Source organism: Kitasatospora sp. NPDC059673, from assembly GCF_042734215.1.
Lineage (GTDB): Bacteria > Actinomycetota > Actinomycetes > Streptomycetales > Streptomycetaceae > Kitasatospora.
Genome location: NZ_JBHWEN010000001.1, coordinates 252565 through 272023, shown reverse-complemented (window position 1 = coordinate 272023; position 19459 = coordinate 252565). Strand labels below are relative to the sequence as shown.

Annotated in this window: 16 protein-coding genes; 12 read left to right on the top strand and 4 right to left on the bottom strand. The window is 73.1% G+C overall.

What is annotated here, in order from left to right; translation table 11 throughout:
- Positions 1-44: 44 nt before the first annotated feature.
- Both ACFV18_RS01105 and ACFV18_RS01100 read right to left on the bottom strand, forming a co-directional pair.
- Entirely contained in the window at positions 45-344 is a 300-nt protein-coding gene (locus tag ACFV18_RS01105) for a type II CAAX prenyl endopeptidase Rce1 family protein (protein WP_380478067.1), read from the bottom strand.
- A gap of 66 nt (positions 345-410) precedes the next feature.
- On the bottom strand, positions 411-2000 hold the full coding sequence (locus ACFV18_RS01100; protein WP_380478066.1) for an MFS transporter: 1590 nt from the start codon (positions 1998-2000) through the stop codon (positions 411-413).
- Positions 2001-2250: 250 nt separating this feature from the next.
- On the opposite strand from ACFV18_RS01100, the gene ACFV18_RS01095 reads away from it, so the two are divergent.
- The 6 genes from ACFV18_RS01095 (at position 2251) to ACFV18_RS01070 (ending at position 9443) form a co-directional block, all read left to right on the top strand.
- The gene (locus ACFV18_RS01095) at positions 2251-2628 is read left to right on the top strand and encodes a hypothetical protein (protein ID WP_380478065.1); all 378 of its coding nucleotides are present in this window, start codon (positions 2251-2253) and stop codon (positions 2626-2628) included.
- Positions 2629-2698: 70 nt separating this feature from the next.
- Positions 2699-4936 carry a protein kinase gene (locus ACFV18_RS01090; protein WP_380478064.1) on the top strand — a complete coding sequence of 746 codons (2238 nt, stop codon included), beginning with the start codon at positions 2699-2701 and terminating at the stop codon, positions 4934-4936.
- A 372-nt stretch (positions 4937-5308) separates the two neighbouring features.
- A complete protein-coding gene (locus ACFV18_RS01085) occupies positions 5309-7555 on the top strand; it encodes a PQQ-binding-like beta-propeller repeat protein (RefSeq protein WP_380478305.1) in 2247 nt (748 codons plus the stop codon).
- Between the two features lie 89 nt (positions 7556-7644).
- Positions 7645-8094 carry a DUF523 domain-containing protein gene (locus ACFV18_RS01080; RefSeq protein WP_380478063.1) on the top strand — a complete coding sequence of 150 codons (450 nt, stop codon included), beginning with the start codon at positions 7645-7647 and terminating at the stop codon, positions 8092-8094.
- Between the two features lie 115 nt (positions 8095-8209).
- Entirely contained in the window at positions 8210-8839 is a 630-nt protein-coding gene (locus tag ACFV18_RS01075) for a ClpP family protease (protein ID WP_380478062.1), read from the top strand.
- Between the two features lies 1 nt (position 8840).
- Positions 8841-9443: a ClpP family protease gene (locus tag ACFV18_RS01070; protein WP_380478061.1), complete on the top strand. Its 603-nt coding sequence runs from the start codon at positions 8841-8843 to the stop codon at positions 9441-9443.
- Between the two features lie 122 nt (positions 9444-9565).
- Here ACFV18_RS01070 and ACFV18_RS01065 read toward each other — a convergent pair whose 3' ends face one another.
- On the bottom strand, positions 9566-9940 hold the full coding sequence (locus ACFV18_RS01065) for a helix-turn-helix domain-containing protein (RefSeq protein WP_380478060.1): 375 nt from the start codon (positions 9938-9940) through the stop codon (positions 9566-9568).
- A gap of 140 nt (positions 9941-10080) precedes the next feature.
- On the opposite strand from ACFV18_RS01065, the gene pip reads away from it, so the two are divergent.
- A complete protein-coding gene (gene pip / locus ACFV18_RS01060) occupies positions 10081-11052 on the top strand; it encodes a prolyl aminopeptidase (protein ID WP_380478059.1) in 972 nt (323 codons plus the stop codon).
- Positions 11053-11103: 51 nt separating this feature from the next.
- Here pip and ACFV18_RS01055 read toward each other — a convergent pair whose 3' ends face one another.
- Positions 11104-12801, bottom strand: a complete 1698-nt coding sequence (locus ACFV18_RS01055; RefSeq protein WP_380478058.1) for an ABC transporter family substrate-binding protein — start codon at positions 12799-12801, stop codon at positions 11104-11106.
- A gap of 424 nt (positions 12802-13225) precedes the next feature.
- Here ACFV18_RS01055 and ACFV18_RS01050 point away from each other — a divergent pair, with 424 nt between their 5' ends.
- The 5 genes from ACFV18_RS01050 to ACFV18_RS01030 all read left to right on the top strand — a co-directional run bounded on the left by ACFV18_RS01050 (position 13226) and on the right by ACFV18_RS01030 (position 19200).
- On the top strand, positions 13226-14212 hold the full coding sequence (locus ACFV18_RS01050; RefSeq protein WP_380478057.1) for an ABC transporter permease: 987 nt from the start codon (positions 13226-13228) through the stop codon (positions 14210-14212).
- Positions 14209-15183, top strand: a complete 975-nt coding sequence (locus ACFV18_RS01045; protein ID WP_380478056.1) for an ABC transporter permease — start codon at positions 14209-14211, stop codon at positions 15181-15183. The genes ACFV18_RS01050 and ACFV18_RS01045 overlap by 4 nt, the downstream gene beginning before the upstream one ends.
- Complete coding sequence (locus ACFV18_RS01040; RefSeq protein ID WP_380478055.1) at positions 15180-17216, top strand: dipeptide ABC transporter ATP-binding protein; 2037 nt, start codon at positions 15180-15182, stop codon at positions 17214-17216. Before ACFV18_RS01045 ends, ACFV18_RS01040 begins: the two co-directional genes overlap by 4 nt.
- Before the next feature lie 113 nt (positions 17217-17329).
- Positions 17330-18499 (top strand): aminotransferase class V-fold PLP-dependent enzyme, encoded by a 1170-nt coding sequence (locus ACFV18_RS01035; RefSeq protein WP_380478054.1) that lies wholly within the window; start codon positions 17330-17332, stop codon positions 18497-18499.
- A gap of 71 nt (positions 18500-18570) precedes the next feature.
- Positions 18571-19200 carry a hypothetical protein gene (locus ACFV18_RS01030; RefSeq protein ID WP_380478053.1) on the top strand — a complete coding sequence of 210 codons (630 nt, stop codon included), beginning with the start codon at positions 18571-18573 and terminating at the stop codon, positions 19198-19200.
- The last annotated feature ends 259 nt before the right edge of the window (positions 19201-19459 follow it).

Here is a 19459-nt window from a genome sequence, read left to right as displayed (position 1 = left end):
ACCCCACTGCCCGTCCGAGCAGTGGGGTCTCGTCGCGCTCCGGCCTACGCCGCTGCCGCCCTCGCCGTGCGGCGGCGGTGGGTCAGCCAGGCTCCCAGCACCGCCTGGGTCGTTGCGGGCCAGGTCGAGATGCTCAGGGGGCCGGCGAGCAGCGGATCGACGAGCCGGTCCGAGACCTCGCGGGTCAGCGGCAGTGCGAACTCGTTGAGCGAGAGGTGCGCCGCGATGGCCGCCCAGACCGAGCCGGTGGACAGGCGGACGGTGGCGATCACGGTGCCGAGCAGCGTGGCCGTCGCCACGGCGACCGGCGTGTCCTTGCCGTCCTCACCTACCTCGGCGCCCACCGGCGCCCGGCCGGGCAGGGAAGTTGACGCCGTGTCGGGTCGCTGGGGCCACCGGCCGACGGTGCCTCACCCCGCCGTCCGGGCGGTGACCGCGTGGGTCACCACCGGCTCGCCCGTCACCAGCGCCCGGGCGGTGCGCTCGAAGGTGTGGTCGATGCCGGTCCACCGTTCGTGGTGCTGCGCCCGGTGCTCGGCCCAGGAGGCCACCGTGAACGTCTCGACGAACCGGGCCGGTTCGGCCGCGTCCCGGTACAGGCCCCAGCTGACCGCGCCGGTCCGCCGCCGGGACGCCTCGATCTCGTCCATCGCCCGCACGAAGGCGCCCGCGCGGTCCTCCGTCACCCGGTACTCGACGGTGACCAGCACCGGGCCGTCGGCCGCCGCGGGCTCGACCATCAGCCGCGGCTCCGGCCAGCTGTCGGACAGCGACGGGTCCACCTGGCCGTCCAGCAAAGGGAGTTGACGCAGCGAGAGGACGCCGAGGAGCAGCAGGGCGGCCGGGACGGTCAGCGCGAGGACCAGGCCCGCGTGCTGCGCCAACTGGCCCCAGACCAGGGCGCCCAGCGCGTTGCCGCCCTGGAAGACCAGCAGGTAGAAGGCGACCGCGCGGGCCCGCACCCAGTTCGGCAACTCCAGTTGCAGGGCGGCGTTCAGAGTGGACAGCCCCCAGATCCAGGCCGCGCCCGCGCCCACCAGGGCCACGCCCACAAGCGCGGCGTTCCCGGCCAGCGCCACCACCAGCAGCGCGCCCGCCGTCAGCAGCCCCGCCAGCGCCAGCACACCGTTGCCGCGCAGCCGGGCACTCAGCCGCGGCAGCGCCCCCGCGCCCGCCACCGCACCCACCCCGACGGCGGCCAGCAGCAGGCCGTACCCGGACGAGCCGAGGCCCAGCCGCCGCACCGCCACCACCGGCAGCAACGCCCACAGCGCCGCCGCGCCGGGCACGAACAGCGCGCAGCGCAACAGGATCCGCCGCACCCCCGGCGCCCGGCGGACGTACCGCCCGCCGGCCCGCAGCGCCGCCAGCACCTGCTCGCGCTCCCGCTCCCGGACGGGCGCCGGGCCATCGGGGAAGCGCCGCAGCAGGACCAGCAGAATGCCCAGGAACGACAGCGCGTTGAGGGCGAACGTCCAGCCCACCCCGGCCGCCGCGACCAGCAGGCCGCCCAGCGCGGGGCCCACCGCGCGGGCCACGTTCATGTTCACCGCACCCAGCGCCGAGGCCTGCCGCAACTGCTCACGCGGCACCAGGCTCGGCTGCACCGCCTGCCAGGCCGGGCCGTTCAGCGCAGCCAGGCAGCCGAGCAGGAAGGTGAGCAGCAGCAACAGCCACGGCCCGAGCACCCCCAGCAGCGCCAGCACCGCGAGGACGGCGGCGACGGCCGCCATCGCCGCCTGCACCACCAGCAGCAGCCGGCGCCGGTCCACCAGGTCCGCGAGGGCGCCCGCCGGCAGTGCGAGCAGCAGCACCGGCAGCCCCGCCGCGACCTGCACCAGCGACACCAGCCCCGCCCCGTGCCCGACCAGCAGCCACTGCGCGCCGACGGTCTGCATCCAGCCGCCCACGTTCGACACGAACTGAGCCACCCAGAGCGCCCGGAACACCTTCTCCCCGAGCGGCGCCCAGGCGGACTCCTCGGTCGCACTGCGTCTCATCGTCACCAGACCCTCGGCTCCTCGCACACCGCCGCCATCCGCGACGGCCGGTCGAGCCGCCGAGGCTAGCGCGCGCCCTCCCACCCGCCTGTCCGCTGCGCGCCCCGGCAATGGCCCGAGACCGCACGGTTCGACGGGCGGTCAGGCGGTGCGGGAGCCCCGCAGGGCCGGGCCGCGTGCGATGGCCGGCGGCGTTGGTCACCGGAAGACGCCGCACTCCGCGAACTCCTGGAGCGAGCGAGCCACCGCCGTGCTGATCCAGCAGACGCGCCACGCGACCGCGCCGCCCGACGCCGAGTCGGTGCGCGCCCCGGGCGTCGCCCGCCGTCTGATCGACACGCTCGCCGCGTTGCGGCCCGTCCTTCTGCCAACACTTGACGATGCGTTGGTAAAAAGTCCGTCTGTCGAGCTGCTCGCCGAGCGGGAACCCCAGGTGCTGGTGCTGGCCGTCCGCGCCCGGACCGGTGACGCCCCCGGCCTGGGCGAAGTGGATGTGAAGAGCCGGGTCGGCCCGATCCTCGCCCGCCTCGCGCTGGAGAAACCGTGTCCGGGCCGCGCGCTTCGTCCACCGGGCCGTACCGACCTGAGGCAACGCCAAAACACCTGCCCGGGTGAGGATTCGGTGTGATCGGCTGCCTCGCCCCCGCCACAGACCGTAGGGTTCGGAACCGCGCACCCGACGGGGAAGGGACAGGCAGGTGCAAGCACTCGACGCGACCGATCCGCGCCAGGTCGGGCCGTACACCCTGGTGGGCCGGCTCGGCGCCGGCGGCATGGGTGCGGTCTACCTGGGGCGGTCGGCCGGCGGGCGGGCCGTCGCGGTCAAGGTGGTCCGGCCGGAGCTCGCCGAGGACACCGGGTTCCGGCAGCGTTTCCGGCAGGAGGTGGCCGCCGCCCGGCGGGTCTCCGGCGCGTTCACCGCGCCCGTGGTGGACGCCGACCCCGAGGGCGCCCTGCCGTGGATGGCCACCGCCTTCGTCCCCGGTCTGTCGCTGCGGCAGGCCGTCGAACGGCACGGCCCGCTGCCCGTCGCCACCGTCCGCACGCTGGCCGCCGGACTCGCCGAGGCGCTCGGCGAGGTGCACCGTGCCGGACTGATCCACCGCGACCTGAAACCCGGCAACGTCCTGCTCGCCCTCGACGGGCCGCACGTCATCGACTTCGGCATCTCCCGGGCCGCCGACGAGAGCGGACTGACCACCACCGGCTCGGTGATCGGCTCCGCGCCGTACATGTCCCCCGAGCAGGCCCTCGGCGATCCGCTCACCCCCGCCGCCGACGTGTTCTCGCTCGGCTCCACCCTGGCGTACGCCGCCCTCGGCCGGAACCTGTTCGGCGAGGGCGCCGGCGCGGCCGTGCTGTTCCGGATCGTCAACACCGAACCCGACCTCGGCGACCTGCCCGCGGAGCTGCGCGCCCTGGTCGCCGCCTGCCTCGCCAAGAACCCCGCGCACCGGCCGACACCCCGCCAACTCGTCGCCCACGTCGCCCAGGCCGGCCACCCCGCCGACCCCGACGGCTGGCTGCCACCCGCCGTCGCCACCGAGGTGCGCGCCGTCCGCGCCGTGCTCACCGCGCCGCCCGCACCACCGCCGATGCCCCCGCACGCCCCCGAGCCCGCACCCGTTGACCAGGTGCCGCCCGGCCTCGCGCCGTCGCGCAGGCTCGGCCGCCGGACGCTGCTCGGCCTCGGCGGCGCCGTCCTCCTCGCCGGCGCGGCGGGCACGGCGGTCGCGCTGATCGACCGCGGCCGCGACGACGGCGCGTCCGGCAAACAAGCCGCCCCGCCGGTGCGGCCGAGCGCGGACGTCCAGGAAGCCGTCCCGCTCTGGCAGAACCGGCAGGTCACCCTGCCGTGCGCCCAACTGCTGTCGCTGGACGGCGCGGTGGTCGGCATCACGACCCGGCAGGCCTGGGCGGTCGGCGACGACGGCAAGCCCACGTGGACGCTGGACGCCGCCACGACGGGCGTCACCTTCGCCCTCGACCCGTCCCAGTCCAGCCCCGTCGCCGGGTTCGACGGCCACCGCATCCAACTGGCCGGCATCGGCGGCATGGCCGGCACGGGCGGCACGAGTGTCCCCGGCGGCATGACGACCGTCCTGCTCGCCATCGACCCGACCAACGGCAAAACCGACGGGAAGGTGACGCTCGACCAGCCGCACGCGGCCGGGGTGCTCCGCTTCGCCGGGATCCGCGGCGGCACCGCGTACGTGATCGGCCTGGGCCAGGGCCAGCGCCAGGACGGCAGCAACGTGTGGGCGATCGACCTGGCCGGGCGGCGCACCGCCTGGTTCCACGGCGAGGGCGCACTGCTGGTGGAAGCCGCCCTGCTGCCCGGGAGCGACCGGATCCTGGTCTCCAGCGCCGACCGCCTCAAGGCCATCGACGGCTCGGGCACCGTCACCTGGCAGGCCGGCATCCAATCCTTCGGCATCGCCGCCGGCGGCGGCTGGTTCCTCACCCCCGACAAGGACGGCGCCCTCACCGCCCTCGACCCCGCCACCGGCAAACCCACCTGGAACGCCCCCGGCATCACCATCCCCCGCCTGCACGGCAGCGCCCTCGCACACGGACCCGACGACAGCCTGCTGTACTGCCAATGGACCGACAGCGACGGCGACTTCTCCATCGGCGCCCTCGACCTGAAAAGCGGCACCCCGCGCTGGAAGACCCCCCTCCCACCCGACGGCACCGGCACCGGCACCGGCAGATACGGCGCCGACCTGCTCTACGCCGACGACACCCTCTACCGGATCGGCCGCGACGCGGTCGTCTGGGCCCTCGACCCCGCCACCGGCAAACCCCGCTGGAAGTACTCCGGCTACAAGGACACCGACCCCGCGACGCTGGTCTGGACGGCCGGCTCTGGACGGGTGTACGTCGCCGCGCCGAGTCCTTCGATCCTCACCGCCCTTCCTTCGAAGGTGAGTTGACGACGATGCGCCTGCTTGGTCCGAACGGCCCCGTGGCGCTGATGCGGACGGCCGCTGTGCGGCGCCGATGCTTTGCCGTCCCGAGCCCGTCGATCCTCACCGCCCCGCCTGCGAAAGCGAGTTGACGACGATGCACCCGCTCGCCCCCGGGGCGCTGATCCGGACGGCCGCCGCGCGGCGCCCGTCGCCTCGCCGTCTCGCATCCCTCGATCCTCACTACCCTTCCTGTGAAGGCGAGTTGACGACGATGCACCCACTCGCCCCGAGCAGCCCCCTGACCGTGATCCGGACGCCCGGCGCCCGACGCCCGTGCCTCGCTACCCCGAGCCCGTCGATCCTCACCGACCCATCTGCGAAAGCGAGTTGACGACGATGCACCCGCTCGCACCCACCGACCCCGCGCACGTCGGCCCCTACCTGCTGCTCGGCCGACTCGGCGCGGGTGGGATGGGCGCCGTCTACCTCGGCCGGTCGGCCGGTGGCCGGACCGTCGCGATCAAGCTGATCCGGCCCGAACTCGCCGACGACCAGCGGTTCCGGGCCCGCTTCCGGCGTGAGGTCTCGGCCGCCCGCACCGCGTCCTCCGCGTTCACCGCCCCCGTCGTGGACGCCGACCCGGACGCGCCGCTGCCCTGGCTCGCCACCGCGTACATCCCCGGCATCCCGCTCGACGAGGCCGTCCGCCTGGTCGGGCCGTTCCCCGAGTCCGTGCTGCGCATCCTTGCCGCCGGGATCGCCGAGGAACTCGCCGCCATCCATGCCGCCGGACTCGTCCACCGCGACATCAAGCCCAGCAACGTCCTGCTCGCCCTCGACGGCCCGCACGTCATCGACTTCGGCATCGCCCGCGCCGCCGACGACAGCGTGCTCACCGCCGACGGTGTCATCCTCGGCACCCCCTCCTTCCTGTCGCCCGAACAGGCCCTCGCCCGCCCGGCCGGCCCCGCCGCCGACGTCTTCTCGCTCGGCTCGACCCTGGTGCACGCCGCCACCGGCGCGGGCCCGTTCGGCGGCGGCCATCCCATCGAGGTGGTCCGCCGGGTCGCGGCCGAGGAACCCGACTTGAGCGGCGTCCCGGCCGGGCTGCGGCTACTGGTCGCCGCCTGCCTCGCCAAGGACCCGGCCGACCGGCCGACACCCCGCCAACTCGTCGACTCCCAGCGGCTCGAACCGCTGCCTCCCGGGGCCTGGCTGCACCCCACGCTGCTCGCCGCCGTCGAGCGCTCGGCGGCCGTCCTGGCGCCCACGCTGCCACCGCCGCCGCTTCCGCCCACGATGGAACTGCCGCCCGCCGAGCCGGAGTCGAAGCGTCCCACGCGGCGGACCTTGCTGTACGGGCTGGCCGGCGGAGCGGTCGCGCTGGCCGGCGGCGGGACGGCGGTGTACCTGACGATGGGCCGAACCGCCGACAAGTCGGCCACCGCGAAAGGCGGTTCGGCACCGGCGCCCGACCTCACCAACCCGGAACGCTCGCTGGACACCACCAACATCGCCACCGCGCTGTGGACGGTGCCCGTGTCCGAACAGCTCACCCAGATCGTCGGTGACGGCGAGAGCATCCTCACCGTTGACGCCAAGGCCATTCGCGGGTTCGACCGCGACGGCAAGCCCCGCTGGGCGCCGAAGACCGCCCAGGGCAGCATGCCGGCCCCGACACTCGGGCAGGTCGTCGCCGCCAACGGCAAGGGCTACTACCTCACTTGGGAGCAGAGCGCGCCTCCGAACTTCAGCATGCGCACCTCCCTCAAGGCGATCGACCTGGCCTCCGGCGAAACCGCGTGGACGTACACCGACGCCGCGATGCGCGCCACCGTCGGCGCGGTCTGCGGCGTCCTGGACGGCACCCTCTACGTCCAGGGCAACGGCTCGGCCGTCGGGGTCGCGGGCCAGACGATGTTCGTGTGGGCGGTGGACACCGCCACCCGCACGAGGCGCTGGGAGCAGCGATATCCGACCTCCGGTTTCGGCAGCGGCCGCCTCGCCGTCCCCACCACCGGCACCCACCTGCTCTGGGAGCGGACCGAGATGTCCAACGGCACGTCCACCCTGTCCGGCCTCGACACCCAGGACGCCGGCATCTCCGCCTGGCACCAGAGCCCGCCCGGTACCACCCCCAGCACGGCAGCCCTCTTCCAGACCTTCACCGACGGCCCGCACACCTCGGCCGGCGACCACCTGCTCTACCTCGCCGACCGCGTCTACGCCCTCAACCCGGCCGACGGGACGGTGGCGTGGAAGACCGACGCCACCATGACCTACCAGGCGGTCGTGGCGAACACCGACGGATCGACCGTCTTCGCCGCTGGCATCGACTACAAGACCCTCACCCTCAGGGTGCAGGCCCTGAACGCGACCGACGGCACCGTCTGCTGGGCCGGCACCCTCCCCGCCGGCGCCCTCGTCACCAACCTCGGCGCCCAGTTCGCCGACGACACCCTCTACCTCTGGCTCCACGGCAAGACCTGGGCCCTCGACCCCGCCACCGGCACCGCCCGCTGGACCTACGACTTCCAGGCCCCCACCATCTCCCTCACCGTCCCCCTCTGGGCCGGAGGCGGCCGCGTCTACGGCCCCACCGAAGGCGGCCTGACAGCCGTCGCCACCACCGGCAAGGCCTGACGGCCCGCCAGTGCGGCGGGTGGCCGGTTGAAGGTTCCGGCAGGTCAGGGGCGGGGTCGGGTGGGGGTGGGGGCCGGTAGCCTGGGTGGGTGGAAGCGATTTTGGTCAGTGCGTGTCTGCGTGGGGTGCCGTGCCGGTTCGACGGGCGGGACAAGGCGTCGCCCGCGCTCGCGGAGCTCCTGGACGGGCGGCGGGCGGTGCCGTTCTGCCCCGAGGTGGCGGGCGGGCTGCCCACCCCTCGGCCCCCGGCAGAGCTGATCGGGGGCGACGGGTACGACGTGCTGGACGGGACCGCGCGGGTGGTGGACGACGGCGGGCAGGATGTGACGGCGGAGTTCGTGGCGGGGGCCGAGCGGGCGCTGGTCGCGGCGCAGCGGGCCGGGTGCACGGAGGCGGTGCTGATGCCCAGGAGTCCGTCCTGCGGCCGGGGCGCGGTGTACGACGGCTCGTTCGCGGGTGTGCTGGTGCCGGGCGACGGGGTGACGGCGGCGCTGTTGGAGCGCAACGGGATCACGGTGCGCCCTGCCCCCGGGGTCTGAGCCGGCGGGCTCTGCCGTCGGCGAATCTGCGGCGGGCAGAGAAGCGTCTGCCGGGGGCCGTGCGGGGTGAACAGTGGAGTGAACGACGTACTCCGGCCCCGACGAGGAGACCCCGATGAGTTCGCTCCAACCCCGCGCGGAGGACGGCGACACGCCGCCCAGCCGCTTCGACGACCACCTCGCGGCGCAGCTCCTCGCGCAGCGGATCATCCTGCTCGGCACCCAGGTTGACGAGGTGTTGGCGAACCGGGTGTGCGCGCAGCTGCTGCTGCTCTCGGCGGAGGACCCGCGCACCGACATCAGCCTGTACATCAACAGCCCGGGCGGGTCGGTGACGGCGGGCCTGGCGATCTACGACACCATGCGGCTGATCCCGAACGACGTCTCGACGCTGGCGATGGGCTTCGCCGCCAGCATGGGGCAGTTCCTGCTGACGGTGGGCGCCGCCGGCAAGCGTTTCGCGCTGCCGAACGCGCGGATCATGATGCACCAGCCGTCGGCGGGCATCGGCGGCACCGCCTCGGACATCGCGATCCAGGCGGAGAACCTCGAGTTCACCAAGCAGGCGATCGAGCGGATCACCGCCGCGCACACCGGCCAGAGCGAGGAGACCATCGCCCGGGACGGCGACCGGGACCGCTGGTTCACGGCCGAACAGGCCCTGGAGTACGGGATGGTGGACCAGGTGGTGGAGTCGCTGGCCGACATCCGCCCGGCCGCGAACCGCCGACGGATGGGGCTGTGACATGGGCTCGTACACGGTTCCCTACGTCATCGAGCGGACCGCTCAGGGCGAGCGCTCCTACGACGTGTTCAGCCGGCTGCTGAACGAGCGGATCATCTTCCTCGGCACCGAGATCGACGACGGCGTGGCCAACGTGGTGATCGCGCAGCTGCTGCACCTGGAGTCGGCGAGCCCGGGGGAGGAGATCGCGATCTACCTCAACTCGCCCGGTGGATCGTTCACTTCGCTGATGGCGATCTACGACACCATGACCTTCGTGCAGTCGCCGATCTCGACGTTCTGTGTCGGCCAGGCGGCGTCCACGGCGGCTGTGCTGCTGGCCGGCGGCGACCCGGGGCGGCGGTTCGTGCTCCAGCACTCCCGGGTGCTGCTCGGCCAGCCGGCCAGCGGTGGGCGGCAGGGGACGGTCTCGGACCTGAGCCTGGCAGCGAAGGAGATGCTGCGGATCCGCTCGCAGGTCGAGGAGGTGCTCGCCCGGCACACCCACCACGACCCGGCGACGCTGCGCGCGGACATGGACCGCGACAAGGTGTTCACCGCGGAGGAGGCCGTTGCCTACGGCCTGGCCGACGAGGTGCTGAGCCGGCGGTTGCTTCCAGTCTGACCCAGGTGAATGCACATCAGGGGCGCGAGCGGGTGCGAGCGGGTGCGAGCGGGTGCGAGGGGTGCGAAACCGGGGCACGGGGGGTACCTCCCGCCCCCGGCTTCGCACCCACCCGCGTTTCATCAGGCAGCCAGGCACAGCCCGTTGTACGGAGTGGCCGGCGCGGCGCGGCGGATCTGCGAGTAGCGGACGAGGTCGTCCTGGGCGAGCGACAGCAGATCGCCGAGCCCGAGCCCCAGCGCATGGGCGGCCGCCGCGAGCACCTCGGAGGAGGCCTCCTTGCGGCCGCGCTCCAGCTCCGACAGGTACGGCATGGAGATCCGGGCCGCCTCCGAGACGTCCTTCAACGTCCGCTGCTGGGCGAGCCGTTCACGCCGCAGCACACCGCCCACCACATCGCGCCACAGCGGTTCCTTCGGCGCCGGCGGCTGCTTGGCCGCCCCGCCCTGCGGGCGCAGCGGGATGACACGGGCTTCGTTCTGGCCTTGAGTGCTCACCTCTTCAGCGTAGACATCCCGCGCGCGAGGGGAAGGGAGCGGCGTTCTGCTGTGGGTGAAGTACTGCTTGCCCGGGCGGATTGACGGCAGGTCAGAAAAGCTGAGCGGTGCGGGCGGTCCACGTCCTAGGATCGACGGTCATGGTTGATCTCTACGAGCCGATGCACCCCTACGACAGTGGTTTCCTGGACACCGGAGACGGCAACCGCATCTACTACGAGCAGCTCGGCAACCCCGAGGGCAAGCCCGCGCTGTACGTGCACGGCGGGCCCGGGGCGGGGTTTCCGAAGCGGCCGACCCGGGCGTGGGATCCGGAGTGCTACCGGGTGATCCGGTACGACCAGCGCAACTGCGGGCTCAGTACCCCGCACGCCAGTGACCCGGCGGCGGACATGGCGCTGAACACCACGCAGCACCTGATCGACGACATCGAGCGGCTGCGTGAACACCTCGGTGTGGAGCGATGGTTGCTGGACGGCGCGTCCTGGGGATCGACGCTGATCCTGGCGTACGCGCAGCAGCACCCGGAGCGGGTCGGCGAGATCGTCATCCAGGCGGTCACCACCACCCGCCGCGCCGAGACCGACTGGCTGTACCGGGGCGTCGGCGGGTTCCGGCCCGAGGCGTGGGACCGGTTCCGTGACGGCGTCCCGGAGAGTGAACGCGGCGGTGACGTCTACCAGTTGCTCGCGGCGTACGCGCGGCTGATGGAGCACCCGGACCGGGCGGTCCGGGAGAAGGCCGCGAACGAGTGGCTGGCCTGGGAGGACGCGGTCATCGAGGGGGAGCCGAACGGAATCCCCGGGATGTACAGCAACCGTGAGATGGACGACCGGATCGCCTTCGTCCGGATCTGCTCGCACTTCTTCAGCAACGGCGCGTGGCTGGAGGAGGACCAACTGCTGCGCAATGCACACAAGTTGGCGGGCATCCCGGGCGTGCTGGTGCACGGCCGGTACGACATGGGCTGCCCGGCGCAGACCGCGTGGGAGCTGGCGAAGGCCTGGCCGGACGCGAAGCTGCACATCTTCGACGACTCCGGGCACGTGGGGAGCCAGGCCATGACGGAGACCGTCCGACAGGCCCTGGAGGACTTCAAGCACCGCCGGTAGCAGGAAAAGTGACGCCCCGTCGCAGCGCGTGGCGGGGCGTCAACGGCGGAGCTACTTCTGCCAGCCGACCGAGGTGATCACGGTGTCGGCGAGGCTTCCGGCGCCGTAGTTGGCCAGGCCCTTGCGGACGGCGACGATGCTGGGGCGCTGGTAGAGCTCGACGGTGTGGCCGAGTTCCCAGATCTTCACATCGGCCTGGTTGTAGAGCTCGGCGGCCTTCGCCGGGTCGAGGGTGGCGGCGGCCTTGCGCAGCAGGCCGTCGATCTCGGGGGTGCTCAGCTTCGAGTAGTTGCCGAACACGTTGTCGCCCTGCGGGGCGCGGAAGATCGGCACCGTCTTGGAGAGCGGGAAGGAGCCGGTGTTGCGCCAGCTGGCCAGGTCGAACTTGCCCTGGTCGATGTACTTGGAGAAGTACTCCTTGCTGGGCACCTTGTCGATGGTGAGCTTGACGCCGACCTGCTGGAGCATGTTCTGGGTGGCGGTGGCCAGGTCGGCCTGCGCCTGGGTGGAGCCGTCGCTCATCACGTAGTGCAGCTCCAGTGGCTGCCCGTCCTTGCTGCGGGTGCCGCCGGAGTCCTTCCAACCCGCCTCGTCCAGCCACTTCTTGGCGGTCGCCGGGTCGTAGGTCACCCAGTCGCCGGCGTTGGCCCGGTAGCCGCTCTGGTTGGTCATGAACAGGTGGTTGTCGAGCGGCTTGAACTCCACGGGCACGCCCTTGTTGGCGACCTTGATCAGCGATGCCCGGTCCAGCGCCTTGCCGAGCGCCTGGCGGACCTTCTGGTCGGCGAGCGCGCCGTTGCCGCCGAAGGAGATGTGCACCTCGTCCCAGGGGGTGCCGGTGCGGATCACCGAGTCCTTGGCGTCCTTGAGCTGGCCGTAGGAGGCGGCGGTGCCGGCCGAGGCGAAGTCGATCTCGTTGTTGAGGTAGGACTGGGTGATCGCGGCGGCGTCGAGGACCCGGAAGGTGATCCGGTCCAGCTTCGGCTTCGGGCCCCACCAGCGGGGGTTGGGCGTCAGGGTGATGGTCTGCGCGGTCTTGTCGGCGTTCGCCAGGACGAACGGGCCGCCGTAGACCGGGACCTTCTCGATCCAGCCCTCGTTGAAGGCCTGCGGGGTGGAGATCCCGGAGGCCGGCAGCAGCGGGCTGAACAGGCTCTGCCAGTCGGCGTACGGCTCCGAGAAGGTCACCTTGACCTCGCTGGCGTCGGCGCCCTGCTCGACGGCGGAGATCTGCTCGTAGCCGGAGGAGTCGGCCAGGTTGAACGCCTGGTCCTTGCCGTTGGAGGACTTCCAGACCGCCTCGAAGTCCCGGTAGCCGATTGCCGTTCCGTCGGACCAGACCGCCTTCGGGTTGAGCTTGTACGTCACCACCTGCGGCGAGGTGGAGGTGACCTGCGCGGAGACCAGGTACTCGGGGACGGGGTGGTAGACGCCCTGGGCGTCGGAGCGGAAGAGCTTGGCCTCCAGGTAGCCCATGATCTCGACCGCGTCGCCGTAGGTGCCGTCGACCTGGTACGGGTTCCACTGGGTGATCCACTGCTGGAGTGGTTCGCGCAGCTCGCCGCCGTCTCTGATGTTCTCCAGCGGCTGCGGGTTGTTGTCCTCGGCGTCCACGGTCGGTACCACGGTCTTGGTGGCGCCGTCCGCCGAGCCGCCCTGGCTGCTGCTGCAGGCGGTCGCGGCCAGGAGCGCGGCGAGAGCGGCGGCAGCGGCGCGGCCGATTCGACGGGTGGCGGGCGATGTGTCCATCGGCGGAGTCCTCGGCTTTCGGAGGGTTCGGGGGGTTCGCGGGGTCTTCGGGGGTCTTCGGGGGGCTTCGGAGGGTTTCGAAGAGCCAGTGGCCGTCGTCAGGTGTGGCGGCGCTTGATCGTGGGCAGCCAAATCGATACCGGCGGGCCGAACGTAACAGCCCATCAGCTGCCCCCACCAGGGTGATGCGCGGAACTGATCGAAACGAAACGGAGTGAAACACCGCCGCAACACCCCGTCCGTACCCGTCTGATCAGCTGTGACCAGCGGGTTCGCCGGACCGGACGAACCGCCGACGCGATCGACCCTGGACGGGCCGGTCGGGCGTGGCGTACAACTGCTGCGCAAAAGTGCGTCAAAGTCCGTACTAGCGAAGGCAAATGACCATGTTCCGCAGGTGTGCGAACCAGGCCGGAGGGGCTCCGTGACGGGTTACCTGGCCAGGCGGCTCGGCTACTACGTCGTCCTGCTGACCGCCGCGGTGTTCCTGGCCTACGCGCTGACCGGCAGCGCGCTCGGCCCGCGCGCCTACTTCGAGGCCAAGCAGCCGCGACCCTCCGCCGCCGCGGTGGACCGGCAGTTGACCGCGCTCAACCTCAACGACCACACCCCCGTGGTCGAACGCTTCGCCACCTGGGCGGACGGTGTCCTGCTGCACGCCGACCTCGGCCGCACCATCCACGACACCTCCGTCAACGAGGAGTTCGGCCGCCGGATCTGGGTCTCGCTGCGACTGCTGCTGATCGGCAGCGTGCTCGGCATGCTGCTCGGCGTGGCCGCCGGCGCGTGGAGCGCGGTACGGCAGTACCGGCTCTCCGACCGGGCGCTCACCGTGCTGTCCTTCGTGCTGCTCTCCACCCCGGTGTTCCTGCTCGCCCTGCTGCTCAAGAACGGCGCCATCGCCGCGAAGAACGCCGCCGGCCACGACGTCATCCCGTTCACCGGCTACGAGACGCCCAACCTGGCGGGCGGCCTCGGCACCCACCTCGCCGACTGGGGCCTGCACCTGCTGCTGCCCACCCTCTCGCTGGCCCTCGGCGGCCTGGCCACCTACAGCCGCTACCAGCGCTCCACCATGCTCGACGTGCTCGGCGCGGACTACCTGCGCACCGCCGAGGCCAAGGGACTCACCCGCGGCCGGGCCCTGCTCAAACACGGCCTGCGGACCGCGATCATCCCGATGACCACGATGTTCGCCTACGCCTTCCTCGGCCTGTTCACCGGCGCCGCCTTCACCGAGACCATCTTCGGCTGGCACGGCATGGGCGAGTGGTTCATCCAGGCCGTCAACGAACAGGACGTCAACTCGGTCGTCGCGGTCAACCTCTTCGCCGCCGTGGTCGTCCTCGCCGCCGGCTTCCTCGCCGACGCGCTGCACGCCGCCCTCGACCCCAGAGTGAGGACGGCATGAGCGCCGAGTCCGTCCCGGGCACCGGCCCGGTGACCGCCGAAACCACCTCCGGTGCCGCACCCGCAGGCCGGCTCCGGCTGGCGGCCCGGCGGCTCGCAGCCTCTCGCGGAGCGGTCCTCGGGCTGGTGGTGCTGGCGCTGCTGTTCCTGCTGGCCTTTCTCGGGCCGTACCTGACGCCCTGGGACTACGCCACCCCCGACTACACCGCGCTGCGCCAACCCCCGTCCCCGCAGCACTGGTTCGGCACCAACGGCCTCGGCCAGGACGTGTTCGCGCAGACCGTCCGAGGCCTCCAGAAGTCCTTGGTGATCGGCCTGCTGGTGGCGGTGCTCTCCACCGCTCTGGCCTCGCTGGTCGGAGCCTGCGCCGGGTACTTCGGCGGCTGGACGGACCGGCTGCTGACCTTCCTGGTCGATCTGATGCTGATCTTCCCGGCGTTCCTGGTGATCGCGGTGATCTCGCCCCGGCTGCGCGGCAGCGGCTGGATCGCGTTCGTGCTGCTGCTCGCCGTCTTCAACTGGATGATCACCGCCCGGGTGATCCGCTCGATGACGCGCTCCCTGCGCGAGCGCGAATTCGTCGCCGCCGCCCGGTTCATGGGCGTCGGGCCGTTCCGGATCATCTGGCGGCACATCCTGCCGAACGTCTCCTCCTTCCTGATCATCGACGCCACCATCACCGTCGGCGGCGCCGTGATGAGCGAGGCCGCGCTCTCCTACTTCGGTTTCGGTGTGCGCCCGCCCGACGTCTCGCTCGGCACCCTGCTGGCGGCCGGCGCGGGCGACGCCCCCGTCTTCCCCTGGCTGTTCTACTTCGCCGCCGGCCTGCTGGTGCTGTTCGTGCTGGCCGTCAACCTGGTCGGCGACGGCCTGCGCGACGCCCTCGACCCCACCGCCGCGGCCGGACGCCGGCCCTCCCGCCGGGCACAGAACCGCAAGACCGTCACCCCCTCGCGCCGGAGCACCCCGTGACCCCCGACCTGCTCGCCGTCCGCAACCTCACCGTCGACTTCGGGGACCACCCGGCGGTCCGCGGCGTCGATCTCGACCTGCGGCGCGGTGAGACCCTCGGCCTGGTCGGCGAGTCCGGCTCCGGCAAGTCCGTCACCGCGCTCGCCGTGCTCGGCCTGCTGCCCGGCACCGCCCGGATCGGCGGCTCGGTCCGGCTCGACGGCCGCGAACTGGTCGGGCTGCCCGCCCGGCAGCTCGCGGAGATCCGCGGCCGGCGGATCGCCATGGTCTTCCAGGACCCGCTGTCCGCGTTCACCCCCGTCTACCGGATCGGCGACCAGATCGCCGAGGCCGTCCGGGTCCACCAGGCCGTCGGCCGGGCCGCCGCCCGCAAACGCGCCGCCGACCTGCTCGACCTGGTCGGCATCCCCGACCCGGCCCGCGCCCTGGACGCCTTCCCGCACGAGTTCTCCGGCGGCATGCGGCAACGCGCGATGATCGCCATGGCCGTCGCCAACGACCCCGACATCCTGCTCGCCGACGAACCCACCACCGCCCTCGACGTCACCATCCAGGCCCAGGTGCTGGACGTGCTGCGCACCGCCCAGCGGGAGACCGGCGCCGCCCTCGTCCTGGTCAGCCACGACCTCGGCGTGATCGCCGGCAGCGCCGACCGGGTCGCCGTCATGTACGCCGGACGGATCGTCGAAACCGCCCCGGTGGACGAGCTGTTCACCGCGCCCCGGCACCCGTACACGCTCGGCCTGATCGGCGCCGTCCCCCGCCTCGACGGCCGCGGCGGACCACTCGTCCCGATCCCCGGCCGCCCGCCCGCCGCCGGTGAACTGCGCGGCCCCGGCTGCCCGTTCGCCGACCGCTGCCCGCTGGTCGAGGACCGCTGCCGCACCGCCGAACCACCACTCGCGGGCGACGGCGCACACCTGGCCGCGTGCGTGCGCGCCGAGCACCTCGCCGCCACCCGGCCCGCCCCCGCCGAGGTCTACCCCGTCCCCGCGGTGCCCGCCGCCGAACCCCGGCCGCGCGAGGAACGCGAGAGCGTACTGACCGTCACCGGCCTCACCCGCAGCTTCCCCCGCTACCGCGGCACCCTGCTGCGCCGCCGGACCGGCGAGACCTTCGCCGTGGACGGCGTCGATCTGGACATCCGGCGCGGTGAGACCCTCGGCCTGGTCGGCGAGTCCGGCTCCGGCAAGTCCACCACCCTGTACGAGATCCTCCGTCTGGCCGCCCCGCAGGGCGGGCGGATCGACCTGCTCGGCCAGGACACCGCCCACCTCGACCGGGCCGCCGCACACCGCCTGCGGGCCCGCGTCCAGATCGTCTTCCAGGACCCGGCCGCCTCCCTCGACCCGCGGATGCCGGTCGGCGACGTGATCGCCGAACCCCTGCTCGCCCAGCACACCCCCGCCGCCGAGGCCCGCCGCCGGATCCCCGAACTGCTGCGCCAGGTCGGCCTGGACCCGGCCCACGCCGACCGCTACCCGCACGAGTTCTCCGGCGGCCAGCGCCAGCGCATCTCCATCGCCCGCGCCCTCGCCGTCCGCCCGGACCTGCTGGTCCTCGACGAGCCGGTCTCCGCGCTCGACGTCTCCGTGCAGGCCGGGGTGCTCAACCTGCTCCAGCAACTGAAGGCCGAACTCGGCCTCGCCTACCTGTTCGTCTCCCACGACCTGTCCGTGGTACGGCACCTGGCCGACCGGGTCAGCGTCATGTACCTCGGCCGCACCGTCGAGACCGGCACCGTGGAACGGGTCTTCGCCGAGCCCCGCCACCCCTACACCCGCGCCCTGCTCGCCGCCGTCCCGCTGCCCGACCCGGCCGCCGAACGCGCCCGCCCCCGGCTGCTGCTGGCCGGCGACCCGCCGTCCCCCGCCGAACGCCACCTCGGCTGCCCCTTCCGCGCCCGCTGCCCCGTCCACGCCGCCCTCACCCCCGACCGGCGCACCCGCTGCGCCACCGAACCGCCGCCCCCCACCCCTGCCGCCCCCGGCGTGGACCACACAGCCGCCTGCCACTTCCCGACCGGCGCCTGACGCCCCGCCGGCCCGACGGGGCGGGCACCGAGCCAGGCATGCCCGCCGCCGTGCGCGGGGTAGGAGTAGCGCGGCGGTGGGCGACCGCGCCCGCCCGAACGAGAGTTGGCACCATGGACATCACGCACCTGCGGGCACGGACGCCGGGCTGTACCGAGACCGCGTTCTTCGACAACGCGGGGTCCGCGCTGCGCACCGAGCGCGTCACCAACACCGTCATCGACCACCTGATACTGGAGAACCGCATCGGCGGCTACGCGGCGGCCGAGCGGGAGAGCGAGCGGGTGGAGGCGGTGTACGCCTCGGTGGCCCGCCTGCTGAACGCCCGGCCCGAGGAGATCGCCCTGGTGGACAGCGCCACCCGGGCCTGGGACATGGCGTTCTACGCCATCGCGTTCCGCCCCGGCGATCGCATCCTCACCTCGCGCAGCGAATACCCGTCCAACGGCCTGGCGTTCCTTCAGGCCAAGCAGCGCTTCGGCGTCTCCGTCGAACCGATCCCCGACGACAAGCACGGGCAGGTCGATCTCGACGCCCTCGCCGAGATGCTCGACCAGGGCGGCGTCCGGCTGGTCGCCGTCAACCACGTGCCGACCTACGACGGCCTGGTGCAGCCCGCCGCCGAGATCGGCGCGCTGGCCCGCCGGGCCGGCGCGCTCTACCTGCTGGACGCCTGCCAGTCGGCCGGCCAACTCCCGCTGGATGTCCGGGAGATCGGCTGCCACCTGCTGTCCGCCGCCGGCCGCAAGTACCTGCGCGGCCCGCGCGGCACCGGCTTCCTGTACGTCGACCGGGACGTGGTGACCAGCCTCGACCCGCCGGTGCTCGACCTGCACGCCGCCACCTGGACCGGCCCCGACACCTTCGAGATCCGCCCCGACGCCCGCCGCTTCGAGAGCTGGGAGCGCGGCTACGCCGACCTGCTCGGCCTCGGCGCGGCCGTGGACGAAGCCCTCGACCTCGGCCTCGACCCGATCCGGGAGCGCATCGACACCCTGGCCGACCGGCTGCGCGCGGGCCTGTCCGGGCTCGACGGCGTCCGGGTGCACGACCGGGGGCAGGTCCGCAGCGGCATCGTCACCTTCACCAAGGACGGCCGCGACGCCCAGCACCTGGTGGACGGCCTGCGGGCCGCCGGAGTGACCGCCATGGTGTCCCGGCCGTCCGCCGCCAGGTTCGACACCCGCGCGCAGAAGCCGCTCGAGGTGGTCCGCGCCTCGGTGCACTACTACAACACCGACGCCGAAATCGGCCGGCTGCTCGACGGCGTCGCGCAGCTGTGACACCGGGAACCGACCGCGGCACCGGCGCGCGCCCCGGCGACCGCTCCCGCACCGAGGCGAGGCAGCAAGGCATGACGTACCGGTTCTTCACCGTTGACGACGCCCGTCCCGTCGAAGGCCCGGCGGGGGAGGCGCTGCTCACCAGCACCGCGATCGGGGTGTTCCGCACCGACCCCAGGCGGCTGATGGAACGCCACTTCGACATCCACCTCGCCGCCTCGCCCTGGGGCACCCGCGAGGTGATCCTCCGGCTGCCCGGCGGCGGCGTTCCGCCGGAGCTCGCCCAGCAGTACGGCGCCGAGGCGTGGACGGTCGGCGAACACGGCCTGATCGCGTTCCGCACCGACTTCGCCGGACGCGGCGCCAGGGCGGACCACCCGCTGGAGCGGCTGGCCGGCGTCCGGGCGGGCCTGGCGGCCGGCGACCACCGGGCGCTGTACCTCGGCTGGCTGGCCCTGCTGGGCAACCCGGAGCAGTACGGACCGGACGAACTACGGGAACTGGACGAGGAGTTCGAGCCGCCCGTGCCGGCCCGCCTGTCGGCGCCCGACCCGGGCCTGCGGCTGCTGGCCGAGATCCTCTGCGTGGACGCCCGGCTGCTCCGGGCCGCCACCACCCGCCGCACCGCCGTCCGCCGCACGGTCGCCGCGCTGCTGCGCGCGGCCACCGCCCAGGGCCCCGCCCGCCGCGAGGCCGGCTGACCGGGACGCGCCGGACACCCCGCCCGCCCCGGGCCGGGCGCACCACCACGGAGCGCCCGGCCACCACGCGCGGCACGGGCCGTGATCGGGCGGCGAACGGTGACGGCCGCCGGCCACGGGCCGATCCTGCCGACGGCGCCCGCCGAGAAACCCGACCGTGCCTCCGCCCGGCTCACCGCCTCGCGCACGCTGCGCGGCATGACGTACGTCGCCGCCCCGTTCTCCACCGGCGCCAGGTGGAAGCGATCCGTCAATCTTC

Excerpts from the sequence above, each read along its gene's own strand:
- ACFV18_RS01100 (WP_380478066.1), bottom strand. The coding sequence starts at position 2,000 with ATGAGACGCAGTGCGACCGAGGAGTCCGCCTGGGCGCCGCTCGGGGAG.
- ACFV18_RS01085 (WP_380478305.1), top strand. The coding sequence starts at position 5,309 with ATGCACCCGCTCGCACCCACCGACCCCGCGCACGTCGGCCCCTACCTG.
- ACFV18_RS01075 (WP_380478062.1), top strand. The coding sequence starts at position 8,210 with ATGAGTTCGCTCCAACCCCGCGCGGAGGACGGCGACACGCCGCCCAGC.
- ACFV18_RS01070 (WP_380478061.1), top strand. The coding sequence starts at position 8,841 with ATGGGCTCGTACACGGTTCCCTACGTCATCGAGCGGACCGCTCAGGGC.
- pip (WP_380478059.1), top strand. The coding sequence starts at position 10,081 with ATGGTTGATCTCTACGAGCCGATGCACCCCTACGACAGTGGTTTCCTG.
- ACFV18_RS01055 (WP_380478058.1), bottom strand. The coding sequence starts at position 12,801 with ATGGACACATCGCCCGCCACCCGTCGAATCGGCCGCGCCGCTGCCGCC.
- ACFV18_RS01045 (WP_380478056.1), top strand. The coding sequence starts at position 14,209 with ATGAGCGCCGAGTCCGTCCCGGGCACCGGCCCGGTGACCGCCGAAACC.
- ACFV18_RS01035 (WP_380478054.1), top strand. The coding sequence starts at position 17,330 with ATGGACATCACGCACCTGCGGGCACGGACGCCGGGCTGTACCGAGACC.
- ACFV18_RS01030 (WP_380478053.1), top strand. The coding sequence starts at position 18,571 with ATGACGTACCGGTTCTTCACCGTTGACGACGCCCGTCCCGTCGAAGGC.